This is a genomic window from Chryseobacterium gotjawalense (assembly GCF_030012525.1).
GTDB lineage: Bacteria > Bacteroidota > Bacteroidia > Flavobacteriales > Weeksellaceae > Kaistella > Kaistella gotjawalense.
In genome coordinates, this window is record NZ_CP124855.1 from 2,943,131 (window position 1) to 2,969,715 (window position 26,585).

A 26,585-nucleotide genomic window follows, 5' to 3' on the forward strand; every position below is an offset into this window, starting at 1 on the left:
CATCCACCGACAACGGGGACCGGTCTGCTAAAAATAGTTTTACATTTGTAGTCTTAAAAATAAGAAATGAAGAAATACTTTTCAGTATTTATAATCGTTGCGCTCCTTGTATTTCAGTCGTGTCAACCGAAGAAAAACATCGTTTATCTTTCGAACAATAACTTTGAACAGGAAGTTTCACAAGCCCGGTATGAGGGGCTTCATATTCAGGAAGGCGACCGGTTGCAGATTTTAGTTTCCGCTTTCGAAGAGATTGCGGTGCGCCCGTTCAATCTCTCTACCATGGCTGGGACGGGAACAGCGGGCATGGGAAGCGGTTCCGGCGGCTCCTCCGGCGCAACAGAATATACCGTTACTACCGACGGGACGATAGTATTCCCGGTTCTGGGAAGTGTCTACTGCAAAGGCATGACCAAGCAGCAGCTCAAACAGGATTTAGAAAGCCGCTTAAAAAGGTTCCTTACTGATCCTATGGTGACGGTCACCCTGTCCAATTTTAATTTCTCTGTTTTAGGCGAGGTAAAAGGGCCGGGACAGAAAACAAGTCCTACCGAAAAGCTTAATCTCTTTCAGGCTATTGCCCTGGCTGGAGATCTTACTTACGACGCCAACAAAACCAATGTCAAGCTGATCCGCTATTCCGAAGAAGAAGCCCGGGATAAAGTGATTTCCCTTGACCTTTCAGAAGTTTCCATCGTGAATTCGCCTTATTATTATCTGCAGCAGAATGATATTCTTTATGTGGAACCCGACCGGAACAAGCAGATGTCGGTCAATACCAATTCTAATGTTGATAACTGGATCAAATATGGCGGAATCGGTTTGGGGCTTATCACTTTAATTTTTACCTTAACCCGAAAATAGATATTGATGGAACTGCTGGAAAATTCGGAACCGCTGAAAAGAACGAAGACGGTTAATATCAAGAAAGAAATTGGGAAGTATCTGAAGAAATGGCCTTGGTTTTTGCTCAGTCTCGCCCTGTTTTATGGGGGCGTTAAAGTCTACCTTAAATATACACAGGCGCAGTACAGCAGCAAGACTTCTCTCAAACTCCGGGAATCCAAAGGAAACAGTTCCGCTGCACTGAGTGACCTGAAAAACCTTGGAATGGGCGTGAGTGGTGACAATGAGCTGCAGGGCGAAACCACGATTATTGTTTCGAAGCCTATTTTAGAAACGGTTGCCCAAAACCTTAATTTGGGCGTCAGTTTTTTTAGTTTGGGTAAAATTAAAGAAGTGGAACTTTATAATGACAGCCCTTTATCGGGAAAAATCATCAGCATCAGTCAGCCGGATCAGTTTTCCGGAGCAACCTATACGATCAATCCCGTGGGCCGTAATTCCTTTAAGCTCAACGATTCAAAGACCGTTTACCGTTTTGGGGTTCCTGCCCGTTTTCCTTTCGGAACCGTGCAGATCAATGCAAAACCCGGGGTCATTTTAACCGATCCCATCAAAGTGGTCTTCAGAAGTATCAAAAGCGCGGTAGCGAATCTGGAAGGCAGCATCTCGGTGAGTTTGCCGGAAAACAAAGGACTGCTCATGGAAGTAGCCATGGTAGGACCTGTCCCGAAAAAGTCAGAAGATATTTTAAATGAACTCGCCAAACAGTATATCATTGATGGTGTGAACGATAAAAACCAGGAGGCACAAAATACCCAGGATTTCATCAATGAACGGTTAGAAGTAATTACCGATGACCTCTCCGGTATTGAAGGGCAGAAAGAACGGTTCAAACAGTCCAATCAGATGACCAGTCTGGAGGCACAGGGGAGCATGGCCTTAAGCAAAGCGGAAGAGAATACGAAAATCATTCTGACACAGTCGATGCAGTTGGATCTGGTCAATTCAGTCTTGGCAGCCAGCGCGACAGAACAGCTGTTGCCTACGGGAATGGGCTTGCCTGGCGGTGCCGAAAGCAATATTACCGAGTACAACAATCTCCTGCTCACCCGGAACCGGGTTTTAAAGCAGGCGACGGGCGAAAACCCATCGGTGATTGAAATGAACAAACAGATCGCCGTTACCAAAAATTTAATCCGGAAAAACTTAATAGAAGCGCGCGAAATCCTGCAGCTTCAGGTTGCTCAGGCCAATGCCCAGCTCAATCTGGCCAAAGGAAACATCAGCAAATTTCCCACCCAGGAAAAAATGTTCCGGAGCATCGACCGGCAACAAACGCTGAAAGAACAACTCTACCTCTATCTTTTGCAGAAGAGAGAAGAAAATGCCATTACCCTGGCAGTGACGGCACCGAAAGCGAAGATCATCAATCCCGCCTTCACCACCGGCATTGTACAGCCCAATTCCAAACGCATTATGAACGGAGCACTTACGGCCGGCTTTTTACTGCCGCTGCTCTTTCTGATTGTCTGGAACTCCCTGGATACCAAAGTACACACCAAGGAACATATCATGGCTCTGATGCCCGTGTCTGCCATCGTCATTGCAGAAATCCCGGTCAACAGTGAAGAGAACGCGGTCGTTCATCCCAATGACTTTTCCACTTTTGCCGAATCTTTCCGGATCTTAAGTTCCAATCTCAAATACCTGTTAAAGGCTAAAAAGACCGAACTCGGAGATGTCGTCCTGGTCACTTCCTCCATTAAAGGCGAAGGAAAAACCACCGTATCCATCAATACCGCCCTGACGTTAGCCGGAAAAAATAAAGTGATCATCATCGGAGCCGATATCCGGAATCCACAGCTGCACCGTTTTGTCCACGGAAAAAATATTGGGCTGACCGATTATCTGGTCTCCGATAAGACCGTGCCCGATTCTTATATCGTCCCTTCCAAAGTGAATGACAATCTCGACGTGCTTTTCAGCGGTCAGATCGCCCCCAATCCCAATGACCTTCTGGATATGGAGAAGTTTGCAGAAATGATCAGCTATCTCAAAACCAAATACGACTACATCGTTTTAGACTCCGCACCCGTCATGTTGGTGAGTGACACCCTCCAGCTGGTGGAGAAAGCCGATGTCCTGCTCTATGTCGTAAGATCCGAATTCACAGAAAAGGGCATGATCGATTTTGCTGCCGGCTTCCAGATCGAAAATCAAATCAGCAACATGGCTTTTGTGCTGAACAGTGTAAAACCCGAAAATACCCGCTACGGCAAGAAGTATGGGTATGGGTATTATTCTTATACGCATGAGATAGAGAAGAAATGGTGGGAGAGGTTTGTTTAAAAGAGACATGAGACTAAGAGACACTAGACTGAGAGACGCGAGACTGAGAGACATTTTGTCTGAGAGATGCTGATAAAGAATCGATTATAAACCAAATCTCATAAAAAAAACCGTACTATTCCCCTCCTCTGGAGGGGTGGCACCAGACCCGAAGGGGAGTGCCGGGGTGGTGCACCAAGCTTGAATCGGAGTGCCGGGGTGGTTTTTTTGTATCAGGTTTTTGAGTGATTTGAAAAGGCGGCGTCATTGTGCGGGGAGGAACGACGAAGCAATCTGTTTATACTTTTTTTTTAACGCAAGGGCGCAAGAAGTATTTGACATGCATGCTGTCTTGCGGGTGTTTTTTAAGGCGCAAGGGCGTTTGACTTCGTCGAATCTTCGATTTCACTTAACAAAGGCGCAAGAGATTGGTGACTGGGTTTTTGAGGGATGGAGTGATTGGTTTTTTAAGTGTTTAGGCTTAGAGCGCTGCCAGTCGGATAGACGAATGACCTTTAAAAGCAATTGAGAATGAAACAAGTATAAAGACTTTATCAGGAGCGGGCTCTTTGCAGGATGATTGCGGGCGAAGTGAAGCAGTACGCACATACAAAACGGGAACTTATTTTGAATTGAAATTAACAATAAATCCAAAACCTTTTTCACTATTGGCCATTTCATGAAAAACAAAATGTATAAAATTCTAATAACAGGGGGAGCAGGCTTTATCGGTTCCAACCTTTGCGACCACTTTATTTCGGAAGGCGCGCAGGTAGTGGTGCTGGATAATTTTTCTACCGGATTTCGCCATAATATTGAGCACCATTTCGGAAACCCCCATTTTTCGCTGATCGAAGGGGATATCCGCGATTTCGAGACGTGCAGGAAAGCCTGTACCGGTATCGATTATGTGCTGCATCATGCTGCTTTAGGGTCTGTTCCGCGATCCATCAATGATCCGATAACAAGTAACGGCGTGAATGTTGGCGGATTTTTAAACATATTGGTTGCTGCACGGGATGCTAAGGTGAAAAGAGTAGTGTACGCAGCAAGTTCTTCTACCTATGGTGACTCCGAAACGCTTCCGAAAGTGGAAGACGTGATTGGTAAACCACTATCTCCCTATGCGGTCACTAAATATGTGAACGAGTTGTATGCCGATGTCTTCAGTAAGATTTATGGGGTAGAGTCCATCGGTTTGCGCTATTTCAATGTTTTTGGCAAACGACAAAATCCAGAGGGTGCTTATGCCGCGGTAATTCCTAAATTTGTCATTCAGCTCATCAATCATGAAAGTCCTGTTATCAACGGGACGGGAGATTATTCCAGAGACTTTACCTATATCGGCAATGTCATTCAGATGAATGAAAAAGCAATGCTTGCGGAAAATCCCCAGGCGGTAAATACCATTTATAATACGGCAGTTGGTGACCAAACCACGCTCAATACTTTAGTGGAATATCTCAAAGAAAATCTTGCGGAGTTTGACCCGGAAATTAAAAATATTGAAATCGTTCATGGTCCCGCCCGTTCTGGCGATATTCCCCATTCTTTGGCATCCATCGATAAAGCAAAAAAATTATTAAATTATCAGCCTTCTCATGGTATTAAAGCCGGATTAAAGGAATCGGTGGAGTGGTACTGGGAGAATTTGAGATGATCTGATGATGGGGTCGAGGTGATCATTGGGTGAAAGAGCAAGAGCCTGTTTAAATTTGTTTTAAAGACCGCAATAGTATCAAAAAAAAGCGATCCCCTTTTTTTAGTTTTCAAAAAAAAATAGGGGAGTGGTCAGAAAAGTTACCTACTTTGCTCTTTTGGTTTCTTTTTGTGGTTTAAATATTTTTATCATTTTTAAACAGGCTGTAAGGTGGTACAGAAGCCAGGAAGGTTGAGAATTGCTCCGAAGAAGCAGAAATAGCACGGAAAAAAAGCATCCCCAAAAGACGTACTTCCCAGGAGTGCCATATTGAAAGTTTGAAATATAATGATCGAACACAAAAATCAGAAATAGAATGAATCATAAAATTGCAGTCATCGGATTAGGATATGTAGGCCTGCCACTGGCAAGACTGTTTGCTACCAAATATCCGGTGGTAGGGTTCGATATCAATTCAAAACGAATTGCAGAACTGAACCGCGGAACCGACTTTACCTTAGAGGTAGAAGAGGGACTTTTGAAAGCCGTTCTCGTCGCAGAAAATCTATTTTTAGAAGCAGAATCCGGCGGCACCGTAAGGCCATCAAAAGGATTGTTTTGTTCTTCTTCGGTGGAGGATATCAGAAGTGCCACTATTTACATCATCACCGTTCCAACACCTGTTGACAACAATAAAAAACCTGATCTTACCCTCCTTTATAAAGCCAGTAAAACCGTAGGAACCGTTTTGAAAAAGGGCGATACAGTCATTTACGAATCTACAGTTTATCCGGGAGCAACAGAAGAAGAATGTGTCCCTGTTTTAGAAAAAATTTCTGGTTTGAAGTTCAATAAAGATTTCTTCGCGGGTTATTCCCCGGAAAGAATCAACCCGGGAGACAAAGAACATACGGTAGAAAAAATTTTAAAAGTAACGTCGGGCTCTACGGAGGAAATTGGTCAGCTTGTAAATGATTTGTACCAATCGGTTATCACCGCAGGAACGCATCTTGCCCCGTCTATCAAAGTAGCGGAAGCTGCGAAAGTGATTGAAAATTCACAACGCGATATTAATATTGCTTTTATCAATGAACTGGCAAAAATATTCAACCTCATGAATATCAATACCCAGGACGTGTTAGAAGCTGCAGGAACGAAGTGGAACTTTCTTCCTTTTAAGCCGGGATTGGTGGGCGGTCACTGCATCGGGGTTGATCCCTATTACCTGGCGCAGCAAGCTCAGAAATTTGGTTATAATCCTGAAATTATTTTAGCGGGCAGAAAAATGAATGATTCGATGGGTGCTTATGTAGCCTCACAAGTGGTGAAAGCCATGATAAAAAAAGACATCCCTGTTAAAGATGCTCATGTCTTGATGCTGGGAATTACCTTCAAAGAAAACTGTCCCGATGTGCGCAACACCAAAATTGTGGATGTTGTGGCTGCTTTGAACGATTATGGCATCACCGTCACGATTTTCGATCCCTGGGCAAATCCTGCCGAAGTAAAAAATGAATACGGTTTGGAGATTGTTGCCAACCTCGTCATTGCCAGAGCGAAGCAACCGCAATATGACATGGTGGGCGACTCCAGCACAATTGCCGGTGAAGTAGGGAAATCTCAGGCGACGGCAGAAATGCAGAGCGATACCGCACGAAAGTATGATGCCATCATTCTTGGGGTCGCCCACCGGGAATTCCTCGATCTCGATTTGGGTCTCCACCTGAAAGACAATGCCTTGATTTATGACGTGAAAGGCGTTTTGCAAAATGCAGATGCAAGATTATAAAATAATAAACTGCCAAAAGTCTCTTACCTTTCAAAAATGAAAACAGACCAACCCACCTACTACATCCACTCCAAACAGTCCGTATTTTCTCTGAACTTAAAAGAAGTCTGGGAGTACCGTGATCTGTTGCTGATGTTGGTGAAAAAAGATTTTATTACTTTCTATAAACAGACGGTTTTAGGGCCGCTGTGGTTTATTGTGCAGCCTTTGCTGACCACGGTGATCTACATTATCCTGTTTGGAAATATTGCCAAATTATCGACCGACGGGGTGCCGCAGGTGCTGTTTTACCTCTCCGGAATTACGGTGTGGAATTACTTCTCCGAAAGTTTAACCAAGACCTCTTCCGTCTTTACCGCGAATGCCGGGATGTTTGGGAAAGTGTATTTCCCGCGGTTGATCATGCCGCTGTCGATTGTAGCTTCATCGCTCATGAAGTTTGCGGTGCAGTTTGGCATCTTCGCCATTGTGCTGCTGTACTTCGTTATTTTTACCGATGAGGTGCACCCCAATATCTGGATGTTGTTTACGCCGGTTTTAATACTGCTCATGGCGATGTTTGCGTTGGGAATGGGGATGATCTTCTCGTCCCTGACGACCAAATACAAAGACCTTACTTTTCTTTTAACCTTTGGCGTTCAGCTCTTCATGTATATCACCCCGGTGGTGTATCCTATTTCGGCATTACCCGAGAAATTCCGGTTTCTGGTCTATATGAATCCGTTGTCCTCCATTTTCGAATGTTTCCGCTATGCCTTTCTGGGCTCCGGCAGTTTCGACCTGATGAGCATCCTCTGGAGCAGCATTTTCATCACGGTAATCCTCATCATCGGCACGGTGATTTTCAATAAGGTGGAGAAGAGTTTTATGGATACGGTGTAGGGGGCAGGGAGACGTGAGACGTGAGATTGGGTGATTGGGTGAATAGTGATGCGGTAATGTGGTGATGTGATGATGGGATGATTTGCTGATGTGGTGATGGGATGATTTGCTAATTTGCTGATGTGATAATGTGGTGATGTGATGATTTGGTGAATGGTGAATTGTCAATGGTGAATAACGGGGTTTTTGTTTGGAGAGCCACAATTTGCGAAGCCAAAAAGGCGAAAGTAATGCGGTGATGGGATGATTTGCTGATTTCGCGAATGGTGAATGGTGAATCCGGTCGCTGAGCGGAGCCGAAGCGAAAAGCTGTCACCTTGCACCCTTGCACCCTTGCACCCTTGCACCCATGCACCCTTTCACCATGCACCCTTTGGATAACTGCCGATTGCCACAATCTGCGAAGCACCAGGCGAAGCCAAAAAGGCGAAAGCCTCAATTCCGCTCCTTCGGAGGGGTGCCCCGAAGGGTTGGGGTGGTAACCACATCGTTATTTTATCATTTTCAGATGGATACCTGGTATGGCGAATGTGCTCCGTAGGAGCGGTATCTCTGTAGAATTAATTAACCAACAATGGTACGGCTCCGTAGGTGCCGAATCTTTTTTTGCAATTGCTGTGAATGGGTTGGGTATTGTGGTGGCTGTGTGTAGGAAGTTACACGATGCAATGGGGGTGGTCTCCACATGATATAACCAAAAATGAAAATTACTGATGCACGACAGGTGATCCACGATTTATTTTTCCGGCAGCGAAACCACCCCGTCCTTCCGCAAGCGGAATGACACCCCTCCAGGGGAGGGGAATGGGCACTTCGCAAAGAACATAAACTCCGGTTTCCACAACAAATCTTCATCAACACCATTGCTTAATTAAAAACTAAATGCTTAATTTGTAAATAATTTCATAAAACACTTAAATCCAACACCCAACACCCAACACCCAACGCCCATCACCTAGCACCTAGCACGCAACACCCACATCTATCATCTATCAGTCTATCATCTATCCGTCTAATACCCCCATCCTTGAACCCAAATACCGCCATCCGCGCCTCCAACATCTCCAAACAGTACCGCCTCGGTGAGGTAGGCACCGGCACCATTGCCCATGACCTGAACCGTGCCTGGGCGAAGCTCCGCGGCAAAGAAGACCCTTTCCTAAAGATTGGCGAAAGCAACGACCGTTCCAGCAAAGGCAACAGTGATTATGTATGGTCTTTAAAAGATATCAATTTTGAAATTGAAAAAGGCGATGCGGTAGGCATTATCGGCAGAAACGGGGCGGGAAAATCTACCCTGTTAAAATTACTCAGCCGCGTGACCAAACCCACGACCGGGCATTTTGAAGTGCAGGGCAGGATCGCTTCTTTGCTCGAAGTAGGCACCGGTTTTAACCCCGAGATGACAGGCCGTGAAAACATCTTTCTGAATGGCGCGATTTTAGGAATGCGCCGCCAGGAGATCAAAAGAAAGTTTGATGAGATCGTGGACTTTGCAGGCGTAGAACGCTATATCGATACCCCGGTGAAACGCTATTCTTCCGGGATGTATGTGAGGCTGGCTTTTGCCGTTGCCGCGCATCTGGAATCAGAGATCCTCATTGTAGATGAAGTTCTGGCGGTAGGCGATGCCGAGTTTCAGAAAAAATGCCTTGGAAAAATGGGTGATGTGAGTAAGGGTGAGGGCAGAACCGTGCTTTTTGTGAGTCATAATATAGCTGCGGTAAAAACGCTTTGCACCAAAGGTATTTTACTTGAAAGTGGAATTTTAAAAAGATTTGGTGAGATTGAGGATGTAGCGGAAACCTATAGAAATTCTGGTGCTGTAACAAGCAAAAGTTATGTTGTATCAAAAAGCAAAGAATTATATGTAAAAAGAGCTGAAATTAATAATGATACAGCGGAATTTTATAGTGATGAAGACATCCACTTTTCGTTTGAGATTGAAAATACAGGGATGAAAATCGAAAATGTATATGCTCTTGTTCGGGTTATGGATTCTAACGAGCAGCCAATATTTTCCTCACAGCACCTGATTAGTGCAGACGTGAATAAATTATCAATGACAATTGAAAATGGCTTTTTGGTTAAAGGGTTTTATCATCTAAGTGTTTTTATTTATAAACCAGGGAGTCCGCCTCTGGATGTAGTTCCGAGATGTTGCGATTTTACTATCCTAAATAATAATTCTGAATTCGCGCATTTAGAGACTTTCAATATTGGAAATGTTTTTAACGGCAATTTAATTTGGGATATCCGGTAATTTTCAGTTCATGTTAAAGAAAATCAAAAATATTATAATGAATTATATATTCCTACATATGACTAATATGCAGGAACAAAAGGACTATGATAATTTATACAAGTTCAAAGATAGGTTTTTAACTGCCGGAGATTCATTGTATTTGGGAAAAGATTATAAAATACTTAATCCGGAATATATAAGATTAGGTGATTCATTCGCAGCGAAAGAGCGATTCAGAATGGAAGCAATTATAACTTATGAGGATCAGAAATTTACGCCGGAGATAATAATAGGTAATAATGTAACATTTAATAATGACTGTCATATAGGGTGTATAAGTAAAGTCAAGATTGAAGATAATTGTCTATTTGCAAGCAGGGTTTATATTTCTGATCACGATCATGGTGCGACAAATTTAGAATCACTTAAATTACCACCCGCAAAACGACCATTGCAATCGAAAGGGGACGTCACAATAAAAAAGAACGTGTGGGTTGGAGAAGGAGTAGCTATATTGTCGGGTGTAACAATCGGTGAAAACTGTATTGTCGCCGCTAATTCGGTAGTTACAAAGAGCTTTCCGGCAAATGTCGTAATAGGTGGAATTCCAGCCAAAATAATAAAATCAATTAATGAGTAATTTGCTCGCCATAATTATCCCATACTATAAAATCACTTTCTTGAGGGAGACCCTGGATTCTTTGGCGGCGCAAACTGATCAAAGATTTACGGTTTATATCGGCAACGATGCTTCTCCCGAAAATCCCGAAGACTTGTTAGAAGAATTTGAAGGAAAATTTAATTTTGTTTACAAAAATTTTGAAGAGAATTTGGGTGGCACTTCGTTAACCAAACAATGGAATCGGTGTATTGAGATGATGCAAGATGAAGAATGGTTTATGATTTTAGGTGATGATGATTATTTTAGTTCCAATGTTATCGAGGAATTTTATAAAAACATTGTTTTTGCAGAAAGAGAAAACGTAAATGTCATGAAGCTAAATTCTGCGACTGTGAATGAAAATAGCGTTATTACATCAGAAAAAAAACCGGAACCATTTATCAAATCATCCATTGATCATTTTTTCGATAAGTTTATATTTGAAGGTAGAAGCAGTTTATCAGAACATATTTTTAAAAAATCACAGTATGATCTGTACTGTTTTAAAAATCTGCCTTTAGCCTGGCATGCAGACGACCTTGCCGTACTTGAGTTTTCTGAATATGCAAATACTATGTTTTTGGAAAAAGCTAAATGTTTTGTAAGGATCTCAGCAGAAAGTATAAGTGGCAACCCTGAGAAATTTAAAAAAGAAAAATGGGGGGCTACCAAAATGTTTTTTGACAGCGTATGTTATAATTTATCTAAATTTAACAAAGCGCAAAAAGCACAGTTGTTTGACCTTATCGAATGGCATGAAAAAGAAAAGAATATTAAGGTGAAAATACCAAATAGATTGACTGAATTTTTTAGCGTTTATGGATACAAGGCTCTGCTTAAATTTTTGAGATAGAATGAAAAATTACCTCTACTTCCTTTTCTGGCTTATTCGGACATGGCCTATGCGCTGGAGTTTTCCAAAATATAAGATCATGACCATTGAGGCAACCATTGATGATATTGTGCTTAATAAGAAAAGTATTTGCAGATTTGGAGATGGCGAGTTTATTTTAATGTTAAAAGAAAGAGGTTTACCATTTCAAGATCCTGATTCACTATTATCTAACAAACTCATAGAAACAATTGTCAATCGAAATGAAAAACTAATTGTTGCTATACCAGATAGCTTAGCACGAAGAAAAACTCATAAACGATTTGTAAAAGTTCATTGGTTGATGTTTATAAATAATTACGGTGGTAGGCTTTCAAAAATCATTGATAAAAATTATTATTATGGAAATTCAAATATGACCAGGCTGTATGCGGGGATGAAAGATAAAACAAAGTCCAGTGAATATTTCGCTAAAATAAAAACAATTTGGAATAATCAAGATGTACTAATTGTGGAAGGCGAACTATCCCGACTGGGGGTTGGCAATGATCTTTTGGATAATGCAAAAAGTATAAAAAGAATTATCAGTTCAAACAAAAATGCCTTTACAAAGTATGACGATATAAAAAATAATGCTCTTAAATACGGTGAGGGAAAATTGATACTATGTGCATTAGGTCCCACAGCCACAGTGTTGAGTTCTGAATTGTGTACGGCAGGATATTGGGCGTTAGATATTGGTCATATTGATGTAGAATATATGTGGATGCTTATGGGCGCTAATCAAAGGACTGCGATAAAAGGTAGATTTGTTAATGAGTCTAATAATTCCGAGGGATATGATTTAGATGAAAAAGATGTTATTTATTACAGAAATTCCATAATTTTAGAATTAACATAGTAATAATATGATTCCTGTTACAAAACCTTTTTTACCGCCCCAACAAATTTACCAGTCTTATCTGGATGGAATTTGGAAAAGAAATTGGCTCACCAATATGGGTCCATTAGCCAGTGATTTAGAACTGCGGCTTCAAGAATTTTTAAAGGTTGATCATTTGCTGTTTGTGACCAACGGAACTGTTGCTTTGCAAATGGCGATTAAAGCATTGGATTTAAAAGGCGAAATCATTACCACGCCTTTTTCTTTTGTCGCAACAACTTCCAGTATCGTGTGGGAAGGCTGCACTCCTGTTTTTGTAGATATCGATCCCGAAAGTTTAAATATTGATGCCGCTAAAATTGAAGCAGCCATTACGGAAAACACTTCAGCGATTCTCGCCACCCATGTTTATGGTAATCCCTGCGAGGTGGAAAAAATAGACCGGATTGCAAAAAAGCACAATCTGAAAGTTATTTACGACGCAGCCCATTCTTTTGGTGTTGAAGTCAAGGGAAGATCAATCTTTGAATTTGGCGATATTTCCACATGCAGTCTTCATGCTACCAAATTATACCACAGCATTGAAGGCGGTTTATTAATTACTAAAGATCCAGTCCTTTTAAAGAAATTAGCTTCGGTACGGAATTTCGGTATCTCTGGATTTGAGAGTTTTGATGAATTGGGATTGAATGGAAAGAACTCCGAGTTTCATGCCGTCATGGGATTGGCGAATTTGAAATACATCGAAGAGATTTCTAAAAAGAGAAAAGCATTAACCACAAGGTACGACGATAAATTAAAGAACTTAAAAGCCCGGCGTCCGATTTGGCATATTGATTCTGAAAATAATGCCGCTTATTATCCCATTATTTTCGACACCGAAGAATTGATGTTAAAATGCAGAGAACATTTGCAGCTCAATGAAATTGGAACGAGACGGTATTTCTACCCCAGTTTAGCCACTGCGCTTCCTTATCTCGAACCACAGCATTTTCCCGTAACCGATGATATTGCAAAACGCGTTTTATGTCTACCGCTTTTCTATGATTTAACCATTGAAGAAGTGGATATGATTTGTCGGTTATTATTACGAATTCAAAATAATTAACCATGATCATTATCGGAGTGAAAGGTTTTGCCAAAGAAGTACTTGAAATACTGCATCAGAATAATCAGCTGGAAGGTGTGGCTTTTTATGATGATGTGAATCACGATCTTCCCGATGTATTGTACAATCAGTTTCCTATCTTAAAAAATGAAAAGCAGGTTAAAGAACATTTCCAAAACTCTGGAAACGATTTTACCATCGGAATTGGAGGCCCATTACTCCGAAAAAAAATGCTGGAAAAGTTTGAAGCATTTGGTGGTAAATTAAAATCAACGGTAAGTAAATTTTCCGATATAGGCAGTTACGGAGTTCAAATAGGAGAAGGGAGTAATATCCTTTCTGGCGCGATAGTGTCAAACAGTGTTTATATTGGGAATGCAAATATGATCTATTACAATGCAATTATTACCCATGATGTAATCACAGGAGATTATGTTGAAATTTCACCCGGTGCAAAACTTTTGGGCAGATGTTCAGTGGGCGATTTTTCCAGCATTGGAAGTAATGCTGTAATATTACCTAATGTTAAAGTGGGAAGAAATGTAATTGTAGGCGCAGGTGCCGTTGTAACAAAAGATCTACCGGATCACTGCGTTGCAGTGGGTATTCCGGCAAAAATTATTAGAATGAATCATGATTGATTGTCCAAAAGTAAGTGTTTGTATTATCACTTATAACCACGAAAAATTTATTGAAAAAGCACTTTCTAGCATTGTAATGCAGAAAACCGGATTTCCATTTGAAATAATAATTTCTAATGATTGTTCCACTGATATTACTGGTGATATAATAAGAAATTTCATTAGTAGCAATCCATTCAAGAGAATTACCTATTATAATCATGACAAAAACATCGGAGCTAATGCCAATTTTATATTTGTACAAAAAAAAGCATTAGGTCAATATATCGCTTTTTGTGAGGGAGATGATTACTGGCTGGACGACCGTAAACTGCAAAAACAGTTTGACCTCCTTGATAGTAATAATGATATAAGCCTTTGTTATACTTCAAGAATAGTTGTAGATCAATATGGCGCATTATTATCAGGAAATCATGTCCCAGAAAAACTTTGGACTAGTAATGAGATTGCTTTGGGTACGATTCCACCTTTACAATCCGTTTTTTCTAAAAATTTCGCATTAGAATTTGAAGAATTTATGAAAGACCATCCCTATTCTTATGGTTCAGATAAAATTTATGCTTATTTTCTTTCATTACAAGGTGAAATCATCTCAATATCAGATGTTACCGCTGCTTATAGAATTCATAATGGCGGCATTTGGTCAAAATATAATTCAGATGAAAAATATAGATTACATATAACACAATCATTGTTATTTTTTAAAGTAATAAGTGAAAATTCCTTAAAAGAAAACGAACTGAAAGAAGAGTTTTTCATTAAACTTTTATTAAATGATTTATTCTTATTATATACTAATCCTAAGACTGTCTTGAAGAGGTTAATTTATCTAATCAATAATTATAGAATTAACACCAAAATTATCGTAAATTCTCTACGACAATATATTAAATATTATATGTTTCTTTTTAAAAATAAGGTTTTGCTGTGAATTTTTCAGTGACCATAATCATCCCCGTTTACAATACTTCCAAATATTTACATGAATGCTTGGAAAGCATATGTTCACAAACTTTAATCGATATTGAAATCATCTGCATCAATGATGGCTCGACGGATGATTCGCTGGAAATTTTAAACAGTTACCAGCAAAAAGACGGACGGATTTTGATTATTGACCAAAAAAACATGGGCGTTGCTGTCGCTAGAAATTCCGGATTAAGGCTGGCAACTGGCAAATACATTGGGTTTTTGGACAGTGATGATACCGTGAAGATTGATTTCTTTGAGATACTTTTTAAAGCTGCCGAAAACCATCACGCAGATGTTGTCCTTTCAAAAGGTCTCTCTGATTCAATGGTCATTAGCCATAATAAGTCGTATAGTCAACAGGAGATACGCGAACTAATTCTACCACTCTATTTTAAAGAAGACGGGCATAATGCTATTTGGAATAAACTCTATTCCAATGCCATCATTAAAAAATATAGCATTTATTTTCCGGTCGGCAAAACACACGGCGAAGATGCGGAATTCAATATCCATTTTTTAATGCATGCCATCAATTTGTACGTCATTGATTATTCTGGATATCACTACCGCGAAACGCAAGGCAGTGCCACCCGGAATTCATCCAAATTCGATTACCTTCAGCTTGCACTGGAAACCTTTTTTAAAGATTGGACTCTAGTTTTGGGAGAAACCATCACTCCCGATACGATGTACAAACTGAAGAAAGAAAGATTTATAAACAATGTGATCTCACTAATTTATATTTATTCCAATCCAGAAAACGGTCTGCCGTTAAGAGCTAGGATCAGCAGGCTTCTGAAAATTGTAGATCATGATGTGGTGAAGCAACTTTTTAATGAGAATAATGAATTAATTACAGCTTCTTTTCCAGAATATAAAAAACAAATTTACAAGGGAATTCATAGTAAATCGGTAATTAAGTTATATTTGCTTTCCCTTTATAGTTATTATCGCAGCAAATGAAATCCAAGAACTTAAAAATACTCCTATTTTTCCACGGCGGAAGCAGAAACCGTGGCTGCGAAGCCATCGTAAGGACCGCTGCACAACTCCTGAAATCGGACGAACGGATTCAGGAACTTGCTCTTTCCTCCAGTGACCTGAATTCTGACCGCATTATCCCCCACATTGATGTCATTCATTTGGATCAACCTGCTACTTTAAAGAAGTTTTCTGTTCAGGGACTTCTCAGTGCAGTGAAAGTAAAACTTTTTAAGGATGAAAGTTTGGCCTACCGGAAAATCCACGAAAGCATTATTAAACTGATTCCTCAGTACGATATTTTTCTTTCGATTGGAGGCGACAATTACTGTTATGGTGAACAGCCCGGCATCTATGAAATCGACAGACAGATTAAAAAAGCAGGGAAAAAGCTTGTGCTGTGGGGTGCTTCCATTGGTGAAGAAGATCTGTCAGAAGCAAAATTAAAGGATTTGAAATCTTTCGATCTGCTGTTGGTACGCGAATCCATTACAGAAAGAACGCTTAAAAAAGCAGGCATCCGGAATGTCAAACTCGTAGCCGACGGTGCTTTTCTCATGGAAAAAACCGAACTCCCCCTCCCTCCGGGTTGGCAGGAAGGCAAGACCGTCGGATTCAATTTTTCTCCCCTCGTCATTAAGAAAAATCCTGAATCGAAAAATGCAGCCATTGCACTGGTTCAGCATATTCTGGATACTACGGATTTCACTGTTTGTTTCGTTCCACATGTCATCATATCGGGAAATGATGATTACGAAATATTACAGGAGTTTGAAGCGCATTTCAAAGATTCTCGCCGGACGCTCCTCCTGCCGAATGACCTTAACGCCACTGAATATAAAGGATACATTGGCAGAATGAAATTCTTTATTGGGGCAAGAACGCATGCCACTATTGCTGCCTACTCATGTCTTGTGCCTACTATGGTACTGGGATACAGTGTGAAATCCAAAGGCATTGCAAAAGACATTTTTAGCACAGAAAGATTGGTGTTGGATCTGTCTGAAATTTCAGATCCGGTTAAGCTCATTGCAAGGTTCGAGGAGATGAAAGCGGAAGAAAAAGAGCTGCGGGAAATCCTCTCCGCCAAAGTTCCGGAACTGAAGAGGAGGGCAATGAAGGCGAAAGAATTCCTTTTAGAGCTAAAATAGCACGATCTAGTTCAACCCTGTCAAGGTTTGAAACCTTGACAGGGTTTTATCTAAAACGATAGTAAACTCGATGAAAAAAAAACTGCTTTTTGTAATTCCAGGCCTGGATGCGGGCGGCGCTGAAAAAAGTCTTGTTAACCTTCTCAGCGCGATGGACGAGTCCCGTTTTTCGGTAGACCTCTTTATGTTTTCTCATGAGGGTTTATTTATGGGGCAGATTCCGAACTGGGTTCGTGTTATCCCAAAGAATGCAGAACTGGCGAATTTTCAGAAACCTCTTTTTTATTCGCTGCTTACCTTTCTTAAGAAAGGTAAATTATCAGCCGCAAAAGACCGGTTGTTCTTTTATGTAAAGAACAAGTTTATAAAAAATCCTGGCATTGCCGAACAGTATGCCTGGAAACATTTGCGAAGCGCCTGCGAAACTCCAACTGAGCACTACGATGTGGCCATAGGTTTCCTCGAAAAAACGTCCAATTATTTTGTAGTAGACTGCGTAGCAGCAAAAGCGAAAATTGCTTTTATTCATACTACTTATTCTGAACTGAACATGGATGTATCATTCGATTTGAAGTATTTCGATGTTACAAAAAACATTGCGGTCGTGTCACCCGATTGTGCAGCTAATTTTAAAAAAGTATTTCCGGAATTTGCGGATAAGGTCTACGTGATGCCCAACATCGTTTCGCCGCGTCTGATCAATAAATTGGCACAGGAAAGCCCCGAAGACGTTTACGAAACTTCTCTGGTTTCGGTGGGTCGGTTAGAAAGTGTAAAAGGTTTTGATATGGCCATTGAGGCTGCCCGGATTTTAAATGAGCAAAATATTGCGTTTCACTGGTCCATCATCGGAGAAGGGACTGAACGTGGGAATCTTCAGAATCTGATTGATCGTTATGATTTACAGAATCATTTTACTCTTATTGGATTAAAAGATAATCCATATCCCTACATTAGAACAGCGAAAATATTTGTGCAATCCTCCCGGTATGAAGGAAAATCCATAGCCGTAGATGAGGCGAAAATTTTGGCAAAGCCTATTATTCTAACCAATTTTACCACCGCGAAAGACCAGATTGAAAATAACGTGAACGGTCTCATCGTTGGGATGACTCCTGATGCAATTGCGGCAGGAATTATAAAATATTTAGAGGACGCTTCTTTTACGGAGCATATAATTGCTAATTTGCGGGCGGATTATTTTGGAACCGAGCATGAAATAGAAAAATTTTATCAGCTGATCAATGAATAAGAAAAAAGACATCCTGTTTGTCATGAACAACCTGAACGTGGGGGGCGCAGAAAAAGCGCTGGTCTCATTGCTTCAGGTAATGGATTATGACAAATACAATGTAGACCTTTTGCTGTTCAGAAAAGAGGGGCTTTTTCTTAAACAGGTGCCACCACAAGTATGCATATTACCGGTACCTGAAACCTATAAGTATTTTGATATGCCATTTTCGCAGATGTTTAAAGAAAATTTATTTAATGGCAGGTGGAATATTATTTATCGGAGGATACAGTATAAATGGGTTACCCGTAAAGCAGGCACTCAGGCGGAAGCTGAGCAATTTGGCTGGAAACCTATTTCCAAAACGCTTAAATCAATACAGAAAAGGTATCATGTTGCAATTGGTTTTCTGGAGAAGACACCGAACTACTTTGTTGTGGATAAAGTAAATGCGCATCTGAAGTTTGGCTTTATTCATACAGATTATGAGATGTTGAAGATGAACAGGAAGTTGGATACTTATTATTTTAGCAAACTTAATAACATCTTAGTGGTCTCACAGGAAAGTTTACAAACTGTGGAGCGTGTTTTCCCGGATTTGCGCAAAAAATTTTTAATTTTTAAAAATATAATTTCAAAAAAAAATATATTGCACTTAGCAGCCGAGGAGATTTTTGATTTTAAATATAAAAATGTTATAGTATCAGTTGGAAGACTTGCACCTGTAAAAGGATATGATTTGTCTTTAGAAGCATTTAGAATTTTAAAGGAAAGAAATATTAGCTTTACTTGGCTTATTTTGGGAGAGGGTGAGCTTCGTTCCCAATTGGAAGGTAATATCAAAAGTTACGGTTTAGAGCAAAATGTTTTCCTTTTGGGAACACTTGTAAATCCTTACGCCTATATCACTCGTGCAGATGTATTTTTACAAACCTCCCTCTTTGAAGGGGATGGCATGTCCATAACGGAAGCAAAAGTATTAGGGCTGCCTATGGTCTTAACTAATTTTGAAACAGCTTTTTCTCATATTAAGGATGGCATGAACGGGATAATTGTAGAAGCGCAGCCGCAAAAGGTTGCTGATGCAGTAGAAAATTTGCTATGTAACAAATGTCTGCGGGAAAAATTCGCTGCTAATTTGCATCGGGAGAATTTTGGTACAGAATCCGAAATTAAAAAGCTGTATCAGCTGATGGAAGAATAAGTATGGCCAAAAAAATTATACAGTAAAAAAAACTAACATCGATGCCAATAGATAAAATCACTAATCTGTACAGGGTAAACTACCGAAGTAAACTCGCCATCATTCGCTATCTCTTTAAGAGAGTTTTTAAAATAAAGCCATCAAAGATTGAGGATGAGATTTACTTTCTCTATATGTTGCTTATTAGTGAGAACGGCATTGTGAAACAAGAAAAAGACAAATTTTTTAACATTCAATTTAACAAAAACTTTCAGCACACGCTGAGACTAAGAAAATTTCCGTCCAGCGATATTTTGGTTTATAATCAGATTTACGGTTACAGAGAATATGAACCGGTTGTTCGTATTTATAAACAGAATTTTGGTTCTGATTCCGAAAGTGTAAATATTATCGACGCCGGTGGAAATATAGGAATTTCATCTATTTATTTTTTACAAAATTTTGTTCAGCCAAATATTGTCATCATCGAACCAGCACAGGAGAACTTTGAGGTATTAAAATTTAATCTGGAAAAATATCAGAATATCATAAAAATTAACGGTGCACTTTGGAAAAAAAATGGCAAGCTCAATATTCTAAATGATTTTCGGGACAAATCCGACTGGGCTTTTCGCGTAGAAGAAGATGAAAATGGATCAATCGAAGCTTTTACTCTGAATTTTCTGTTGGATAAATACCATCTGGAAAATGTGGATATATTAAAAATTGACATCGAAGGTGCCGAAAAAGAAATTTTCACAACAAATAACAATAATTTGGATTTTCTCAACCGAACCAAATGTATTGCCATCGAAATTCATGACGAATTCCACTGTAGAGAACAAATACTTAAGATTTTGGATGATTATGGTTTTTCTTTGTATCATGAAAAAGAGACGACCGTTGGAATTAATAGAAGATTATTGAAACCGCAACTGCAACAAAATTCTAAAAGAGTTTGATTTGTTATCAATCAAAACTAATAGCAAAATGAAAATATTTTTTAATTTAATTTTTGGAATTGTTACTGAAGATCACCTTGCTCAAATTTTGGCTGGATTTCAAATGCTGAAAATGCAAGGAAAATTGGATTACCGAATCACATTTGACCCACAATATATTAAGCAAAATTATGGTCATCGAGCAATTATTGAAGCCACTTCTGGAGGAAAGGTGATTGTTTATGATTTGACTGACGGTTATCACAATGTGCACAATTATAGAAAGTTAGATAATATACTTGATTCAGTAAATTATTATTTTAAAAGAAGCAATAATCCGGAACTTAATTCAAATCTTGATAATAGCAACAAGATGTTCTCTCTTGGTTTAAACTACCATGTTTCCTGCAAAGGAAATCCCTATGACAAATATTACAACTCGAAACGTCTGAAAGGAATAGACCTTATCAAAGATTATCTTTTTTATCTAAGGTCCAATAAGAGATTCCAAAATAAATATTATTATAGAAATTTTGAAAGCAACGGAAAAAGCTACGAAAACTATAATATTTTGTTCAGTTGCCGTCTTTATGACAGCAGAACTGTAGAATATAAAAATATAAGAGTTGCCTACCCTGACTTATCGGATTATGGAGTTCGAGAAGTGGTAGAAAAATGGAAAGCGGATCTACAGCAGGTTACTGAACAAAGAATTGAAACAGTGAAGGTGTTAAAAGACAACTTCGGCGATAGGTTTATCGGTGGAATTTCAAGAGATCCTTATTCGCAAGAAATTGCTTCGAAATTGTTAATTCATGATGATGTTTCGATGAAATATAACTATCTGAAAACAATCAAAGAAAATAATATCTGCGTTTCAACCAAAGGGTTACATGATTCAATAGGTTGGAAATTTGCGGAATATGTTGCAGCAGGGAAAGCAATTGTTTCAGACAAATTGAGTTATGAAACTCCGGGCGAATTTCGTAAAGACAAAAATTATTTGGAGTTCAAAGGAACAGAAATGATGATAAAAACGCTTTCAGATTTAATAGAAAATGTAGATATGATTCACAAAATGGAAAAAAATAACCGTGAATATTACGAAAGTAACTTAAGACCAGACGTACTTATTGAGAACACTTTAACCAAAATTGGACTTTTATAAAAATAATTTTTATGGTCTGGAATCTATATTTTATATTAATTTTATTTCTCATCATTTTCCTGATTGATGCTATTTCCCAGTTTACCACTTGGCAAAGCCGTATTAATATCGGGCGTTTTCAGCATCTAGAAGACTGGCGCATGAAAGTGCTTACGCTTTCACGGAGATGGCTTAAAAACACCCCTACTGTGCCCCTAACTGACAACGATCGGCTTATAATTATTGACATGATCAAAGGTAAATACAAGCGATCTGCGATTCAATGCTGGCAGGAAGCAGCTTTGGTATTGGGCTTGACGGCATCAATAAAAAAAGCTCCTAGTCACGAGATCCAAAAGGAAATCAATGACTTCTTCGTTTCAAAAACAGAGACTTCGGGTGCCTGGAAAATTATACCCACCGAAAGCGATCACGCAATGCTGGCCTATGCCTTTTTAAATGCAGAATTTATCGATCATCAAAAATACAGAGCGGCTTTTGACCAAACCTACCAAATGATTCTTTCTTTAAAAGGGACAGATGGTACGGTGGCTTACAAAAACCATGTCCGTGAATATCGGTTTGTTGATACGATTGGGTTTATATGTCCTTTTTTGGTAAGTTATGGTTTGAAGTTCAATGTTCCTGAAGCCGTTGATTTAGCGGTAAACCAGATCACGGAATACCAAAAATACGGCATGATGCCGCAGGAAAACATTCCATGTCATACGTATCATGTCGCGACTAAAATCCCTGCAGGGCTGTTTGGCTGGGGGAGAGGTTTGGGATGGTACGTTATTGGTCTCGCCGATACCTGGCATGGCCTGCCTGAAAACCATCCCCACAAAAAGAAACTGGAAATATTGGTCGTGGCCACGGCAAACTCCACGATAAAATTTCAGTCAGAGAACGGAGGCTTTCACTGGCTGCTTTTTGATAAAGGTTCCCATTTGGATTCGAGCAGCGCAGCTACATTAGCTTGGTTTTTCACGGTTGCTTCCGAAATTCCTGAAATTGCAGAAGAATGTCTTTTCGCCAGAGAAAAAGCGTTGGATTATCTGATGACGGTCACCCGCAGATCAGGAGCTGTTGATTTTTCTCAGGGCGACACGAAAGGGATTGGCGTGTATTCCCAGAATTTTGATATATTACCTTTTACACAGGGAATTGTTTTGAGAACATTAAATTATTCTCCAGATGCTATTTAATTCCCTCGCATTTGCCATATTTTTTCCAATAGTGTTTATACTCTATTGGTTTTTCTGCAGGAAAAATTATAAATATCAGAATTTTCTGCTCTTAATTGCCAGTTATTATTTCTATGCAAACTGGGACTGGCATTTTATGTTCCTTCTTATTTTCTCCACCGTATTGGATTACGTTTCGGGATTAAAAATAGAAAATGCGAAAAGCCCAACTTGGAGGAAGTTTTGGCTTTGGCTGAGCATCGGAATAAATTTGGGGTTCTTAGGGTTCTTCAAGTATTATAACTTTTTTGTAGATTCATTTGCTCAGCTTTTTGAAGAATTAGGATTACATATTGATACATGGACTTTAAAAATAATCCTGCCTGTTGGAATTTCTTTCTATACCTTTCACGGTCTTTCCTACGTCATTGATATCTATAAAAAGAAAATAAAAGCCGAAAAGAATTTTGTAGATTATTCGGTCTTCGTCAGCTTTTTTCCTTTGCTCGTTGCAGGTCCGATTGAAAGAGCAACGCATTTGCTTCCTCAGATTCAAAAAGCAAGAACTTTTGATTATAACAAAGCGGTTGATGGCCTGAGGCAAATTTTATGGGGGCTCTTTAAGAAAATCGTCATTGCCGACAACTGTGCAGAATATGCCAATATGATTTTCAATGATTCTGCCCATCAGTCCGGCAGTAATCTGGTCATGGGTGCCTTGTTTTTTACGATTCAGATCTATTGTGATTTTTCAGGGTATAGTGATATTGCCTTAGGTACCGCAAGGCTTTTGGGAATTGAGCTATTGAAAAACTTTTCCTTCCCATATTTTTCCCGGGATATCGCAGAATTCTGGCGACGGTGGCATATTTCCCTTTCTACGTGGTTCCGGGATTACTTATACATCCCTCTGGGGGGAAGTAAAGGCGGAACCTGGATGAAAATACGAAATACGTTTATTATATTTATCGTCAGTGGATTCTGGCATGGCGCGAACTGGACCTTTATTGTCTGGGGATTTCTTAATGCCCTCTATTTTTTACCTTTATTGCTGACTAATAATAACCGTAATCATTTAGAGGTAGCGGCGATGGGCAAACTGCTTCCCTCCGTAAAAGATTTTTTTAAGATCTTACTTACCTTTTCTCTGACGGTTTTTGCGTGGATCTTTTTCCGTGCAGAGAATCTTACCCATGCGTTTTCGTATATTAACGGTCTGTTTTCAAAATCAATTTTTACCTTTCCAACTCTTTTCCCGCTGCCCATTATTGCTCTGACCATATTTTTCTTCATTGTAGAGTGGTTAGGCCGCGAAGATCATTTTGCCATCGAGTCCTTAGGATTAAAATTCCCACGCTATATCAGATGGGGATTCTATTATACTTTGATTATATTAATCTTTGTTTTTAGAGGGCAGGAACAGCAATTTATTTATTTTCAATTTTAATATGAAGCTATTTTTCAAAAGATTAGGGATCTTTATGGTGATCATCATCTGTTTTGTAACAGGGATGATCATCAGCACAAAATATTTTGATCTCGCTCATTTTCCCTTTAAGCAGGAAAGTGTACATGTTTTAATTCTAGGCGATTCCCATACACAGTGCGGTATCGATGATGCTTTATTGCCTCATTCATTGAACCTTAGTGAAAGTGCCGACACCTATTTCTATAGTTATGTGAAATTGAAACGCATGTTTAAGGCCAACCCACAAATTGATACCCTTATATTGGGATATGCGGACTTTAATATTACGGATAACCAGGATCGCTGGCTGCGAAGTGAAAACATAAACAGTTTTAAACTCCCCATTTATTTTTTTCTGTTCGATCAGGATGATTTTAGTGATTTTATAAAAATTAATCCAACGCAACTGTTAGAATTTTCAGGAACCATTTTTAAACGTAATTTCTCCCATCTTTATCGTATTTTCGCTAAAGAAAAAATAAATAAATTTGGAATTGGTGGCTTTCTGGCTTTGGAAAAACAGATGGAAAACAAAGAAAAATCAGTAAATAACAAGAATATCAATACGACGTGGAAACAAAGCGAAATAGACATCCTTTATTTGAAAAAAATTAATGACTTGTGTACAACTAAAAATGTGAAATTAATATTAATTGCTACCCCAACACAGAATCATTCTATTTCTGGCCAAAATAGTAAACAGGTCGCCTTTCGGAATAGCCACTTAAAAGAAGCAGCATATATAGACTTTTCGGGTTACCCCTTAAAAAATGATAATTTTGCAGACAATTCCCATTTAAATGCAAAAGGGGCAGCCCATTTTACTGTGGCTTTGAAACGAGTAATAATAAATCATAATAAACAAGTTATTCAGCGGTAACTATTTAATAATAATTTTATGATGGAATCTATCAGTAATCCAGTGTTTTTTAACAAATTATAAATATAGATAAAGTCTCGATTTTTCTTTGGGTAACACAAAAGTTTATTGGTATAGCCAACATAACATGATTCAAGCGGCATTTCTAAGTCAATACATAACTTTTATTTAATGCTTTTTAATTTTGCTAAATATTACTTAATCAGCATCTTATGACTAGAAACAATAACATCCCTTATGTTTTATTGAACATTGTAATCTTTATTTCAATTATTATTACTCCTTTTTTTAGAGTTGACGGTGGTGTGTCTGATGATACCTATAATTATGTGAAGATTGCATATTATTTGCCGGATTTAATTTCAAGCGTCTTTCCATTAGGCTATCCACTTTTTATAAAATTGACGAATATATTTTCAAATGACTATTACATTTCAACAAGAATTATTGCTTGTCTAAGTTATTTATTTATCGTTTTGTTTTCGTATGCTAAAAAGTTCTACTTTAAAGAAACTTCCCTATTAATGGGAATGAAGATCTTTACTGTTTTTATGTTTTCATACTCAGAAACATTATTTCTTCCTTTTTTTTATGTTTTAATTTATCTGTTATATCAGTTTTTTAGGTCAGATTATAAAAAGAAATCCCTAATTTTTACAATTTCTTCATTGCTGATAATCCTTTGCATCATTCGATATTCATCCATTTTTATTATAGGCGGTTTTATTTTCATGCTTGGTTTTGAATTAATTAAAAAACAAAAAGATTTTAGATTAATTAAATCTTTAACAACAATTATCCTGTTAACAGGTATAGGTATTTCCCTTTTTCTATTTTTCAACTATTATTTTACAGGAGGCTTCATGGGCGAAAATAATAGAAATAGTTCAAACTTTTCAAAAACAGGAATCGGTGGTTTTATACTTAAAAACATATTTTTCTCATTTTTAAATGCCATGAATCCCATTCTAAATGTGATAAGAATAAATTTTCTGACTTTTATTATTTCGGTGCTCATTTCACTGACCTCATTTATTGCAGTAACTTTTTTTATATTCAAATTAATATTGAAAAAACAACTTGAACCTTTTAGGATTATCCTGATATACATCTCTTTTTCAATCTTTCTTGGGCTTGTTTACTCTTCTTTTTCAACGGGAATTGATGGGTTGCATATACGTCTTGCGCTTCCCGTATATTTTTGTAGTTATTTTGTGCTTTTAATTTCTTATTCCGGAAAGAGGTTTCTTTTCCCTATCGTTCTTCTTTCTTTAATGGTTAACTTTTCTGTTACCTATTTTGAATCATTTGATTACCTGGAAAAAAGAGAAAATGTTAAAAAGTATGTCATGAAATCAAAAAAAAGAACCTATTATTTTAATGATATTGGTCGGATACCAACAGAAAGCGGTGGTGCGAATACCAGTAATTTTTTTACCCTTTTTTCGTTAAACCCAGAAGTGAAAGTACTTACAAAAGACCAGTATATGTCTATGGAATTTGACTCCATTTTACTGGAATCGGAGCTGGTCAATATAAAGCCAATTAATAGGACGGAAATGATAAATAATAAGACTTTTACCAAATAAC

At 38.7% G+C, this 26,585-nt stretch carries 22 protein-coding genes; all 22 read left to right on the plus strand.

Annotated features, from left to right (window positions below; genetic code table 11):
• Positions 1-66 precede the first annotated feature (66 nt).
• The 22 genes from QGN23_RS13470 (at position 67) to QGN23_RS13575 (ending at position 26,584) form a co-directional block, all read left to right on the plus strand.
• Positions 67-864: a polysaccharide biosynthesis/export family protein gene (locus QGN23_RS13470; RefSeq protein WP_282904759.1), complete on the plus strand. Its 798-nt coding sequence runs from the start codon at positions 67-69 to the stop codon at positions 862-864.
• Positions 865-870: 6 nt separating this feature from the next.
• Complete coding sequence (locus QGN23_RS13475) at positions 871-3,195, plus strand: GumC family protein (RefSeq protein WP_282904760.1); 2,325 nt, start codon at positions 871-873, stop codon at positions 3,193-3,195.
• Between the two features lie 670 nt (positions 3,196-3,865).
• A complete protein-coding gene (locus QGN23_RS13480; RefSeq protein WP_282904761.1) occupies positions 3,866-4,834 on the plus strand; it encodes an SDR family oxidoreductase in 969 nt (322 codons plus the stop codon).
• Between the two features lie 355 nt (positions 4,835-5,189).
• Positions 5,190-6,602: a nucleotide sugar dehydrogenase gene (locus tag QGN23_RS13485; protein ID WP_282904762.1), complete on the plus strand. Its 1,413-nt coding sequence runs from the start codon at positions 5,190-5,192 to the stop codon at positions 6,600-6,602.
• Between the two features lie 36 nt (positions 6,603-6,638).
• A complete protein-coding gene (locus QGN23_RS13490; RefSeq protein WP_282904763.1) occupies positions 6,639-7,484 on the plus strand; it encodes an ABC transporter permease in 846 nt (281 codons plus the stop codon).
• Between the two features lie 1,027 nt (positions 7,485-8,511).
• Positions 8,512-9,747, plus strand: coding sequence for an ABC transporter ATP-binding protein (locus QGN23_RS13495; RefSeq protein ID WP_282904764.1), 1,236 nt, complete (start codon positions 8,512-8,514; stop codon positions 9,745-9,747).
• Between the two features lie 37 nt (positions 9,748-9,784).
• A complete protein-coding gene (locus tag QGN23_RS13500) occupies positions 9,785-10,369 on the plus strand; it encodes an acyltransferase (RefSeq protein WP_282904765.1) in 585 nt (194 codons plus the stop codon).
• The gene (locus QGN23_RS13505) at positions 10,362-11,243 is read left to right on the plus strand and encodes a glycosyltransferase family 2 protein (protein ID WP_282904766.1); all 882 of its coding nucleotides are present in this window, start codon (positions 10,362-10,364) and stop codon (positions 11,241-11,243) included. The genes QGN23_RS13500 and QGN23_RS13505 overlap by 8 nt, the downstream gene beginning before the upstream one ends.
• Position 11,244: 1 nt before the next feature.
• The gene (locus QGN23_RS13510; RefSeq protein WP_282904767.1) at positions 11,245-12,123 is read left to right on the plus strand and encodes a GT-D fold domain-containing glycosyltransferase; all 879 of its coding nucleotides are present in this window, start codon (positions 11,245-11,247) and stop codon (positions 12,121-12,123) included.
• Between the two features lie 7 nt (positions 12,124-12,130).
• The gene (locus QGN23_RS13515) at positions 12,131-13,213 is read left to right on the plus strand and encodes a DegT/DnrJ/EryC1/StrS family aminotransferase (RefSeq protein ID WP_282904768.1); all 1,083 of its coding nucleotides are present in this window, start codon (positions 12,131-12,133) and stop codon (positions 13,211-13,213) included.
• Positions 13,214-13,215: 2 nt separating this feature from the next.
• Complete coding sequence (locus QGN23_RS13520) at positions 13,216-13,854, plus strand: acetyltransferase (RefSeq protein ID WP_282904769.1); 639 nt, start codon at positions 13,216-13,218, stop codon at positions 13,852-13,854.
• A complete protein-coding gene (locus tag QGN23_RS13525) occupies positions 13,847-14,785 on the plus strand; it encodes a glycosyltransferase (RefSeq protein WP_282904770.1) in 939 nt (312 codons plus the stop codon). Before QGN23_RS13520 ends, QGN23_RS13525 begins: the two co-directional genes overlap by 8 nt.
• Positions 14,786-14,844: 59 nt before the next feature.
• The gene (locus QGN23_RS13530; protein ID WP_282904771.1) at positions 14,845-15,789 is read left to right on the plus strand and encodes a glycosyltransferase family 2 protein; all 945 of its coding nucleotides are present in this window, start codon (positions 14,845-14,847) and stop codon (positions 15,787-15,789) included.
• Positions 15,786-16,958 (plus strand): polysaccharide pyruvyl transferase family protein, encoded by a 1,173-nt coding sequence (locus QGN23_RS13535; RefSeq protein ID WP_282904772.1) that lies wholly within the window; start codon positions 15,786-15,788, stop codon positions 16,956-16,958. The genes QGN23_RS13530 and QGN23_RS13535 overlap by 4 nt, the downstream gene beginning before the upstream one ends.
• Positions 16,959-17,028: 70 nt before the next feature.
• Positions 17,029-18,210, plus strand: a complete 1,182-nt coding sequence (locus QGN23_RS13540; RefSeq protein ID WP_282904773.1) for a glycosyltransferase — start codon at positions 17,029-17,031, stop codon at positions 18,208-18,210.
• The gene (locus QGN23_RS13545) at positions 18,203-19,393 is read left to right on the plus strand and encodes a glycosyltransferase (RefSeq protein ID WP_282904774.1); all 1,191 of its coding nucleotides are present in this window, start codon (positions 18,203-18,205) and stop codon (positions 19,391-19,393) included. The genes QGN23_RS13540 and QGN23_RS13545 overlap by 8 nt, the downstream gene beginning before the upstream one ends.
• 41 nt (positions 19,394-19,434) lie before the next feature.
• Positions 19,435-20,334 (plus strand): FkbM family methyltransferase, encoded by a 900-nt coding sequence (locus QGN23_RS13550; RefSeq protein WP_282904775.1) that lies wholly within the window; start codon positions 19,435-19,437, stop codon positions 20,332-20,334.
• A 28-nt stretch (positions 20,335-20,362) separates the two neighbouring features.
• Complete coding sequence (locus QGN23_RS13555) at positions 20,363-21,481, plus strand: hypothetical protein (protein WP_282904776.1); 1,119 nt, start codon at positions 20,363-20,365, stop codon at positions 21,479-21,481.
• An 11-nt stretch (positions 21,482-21,492) separates the two neighbouring features.
• Positions 21,493-22,668 (plus strand): glycoside hydrolase family 88 protein, encoded by a 1,176-nt coding sequence (locus QGN23_RS13560; protein ID WP_282904777.1) that lies wholly within the window; start codon positions 21,493-21,495, stop codon positions 22,666-22,668.
• Positions 22,658-24,094 carry an MBOAT family O-acyltransferase gene (locus QGN23_RS13565; protein WP_282904778.1) on the plus strand — a complete coding sequence of 479 codons (1,437 nt, stop codon included), beginning with the start codon at positions 22,658-22,660 and terminating at the stop codon, positions 24,092-24,094. The genes QGN23_RS13560 and QGN23_RS13565 overlap by 11 nt, the downstream gene beginning before the upstream one ends.
• A 1-nt stretch (position 24,095) precedes the next feature.
• Positions 24,096-24,995, plus strand: coding sequence for a hypothetical protein (locus QGN23_RS13570; RefSeq protein WP_282904779.1), 900 nt, complete (start codon positions 24,096-24,098; stop codon positions 24,993-24,995).
• A gap of 212 nt (positions 24,996-25,207) precedes the next feature.
• Positions 25,208-26,584, plus strand: coding sequence for a hypothetical protein (locus QGN23_RS13575; protein ID WP_282904780.1), 1,377 nt, complete (start codon positions 25,208-25,210; stop codon positions 26,582-26,584).
• The last annotated feature ends 1 nt before the right edge of the window (position 26,585 follow it).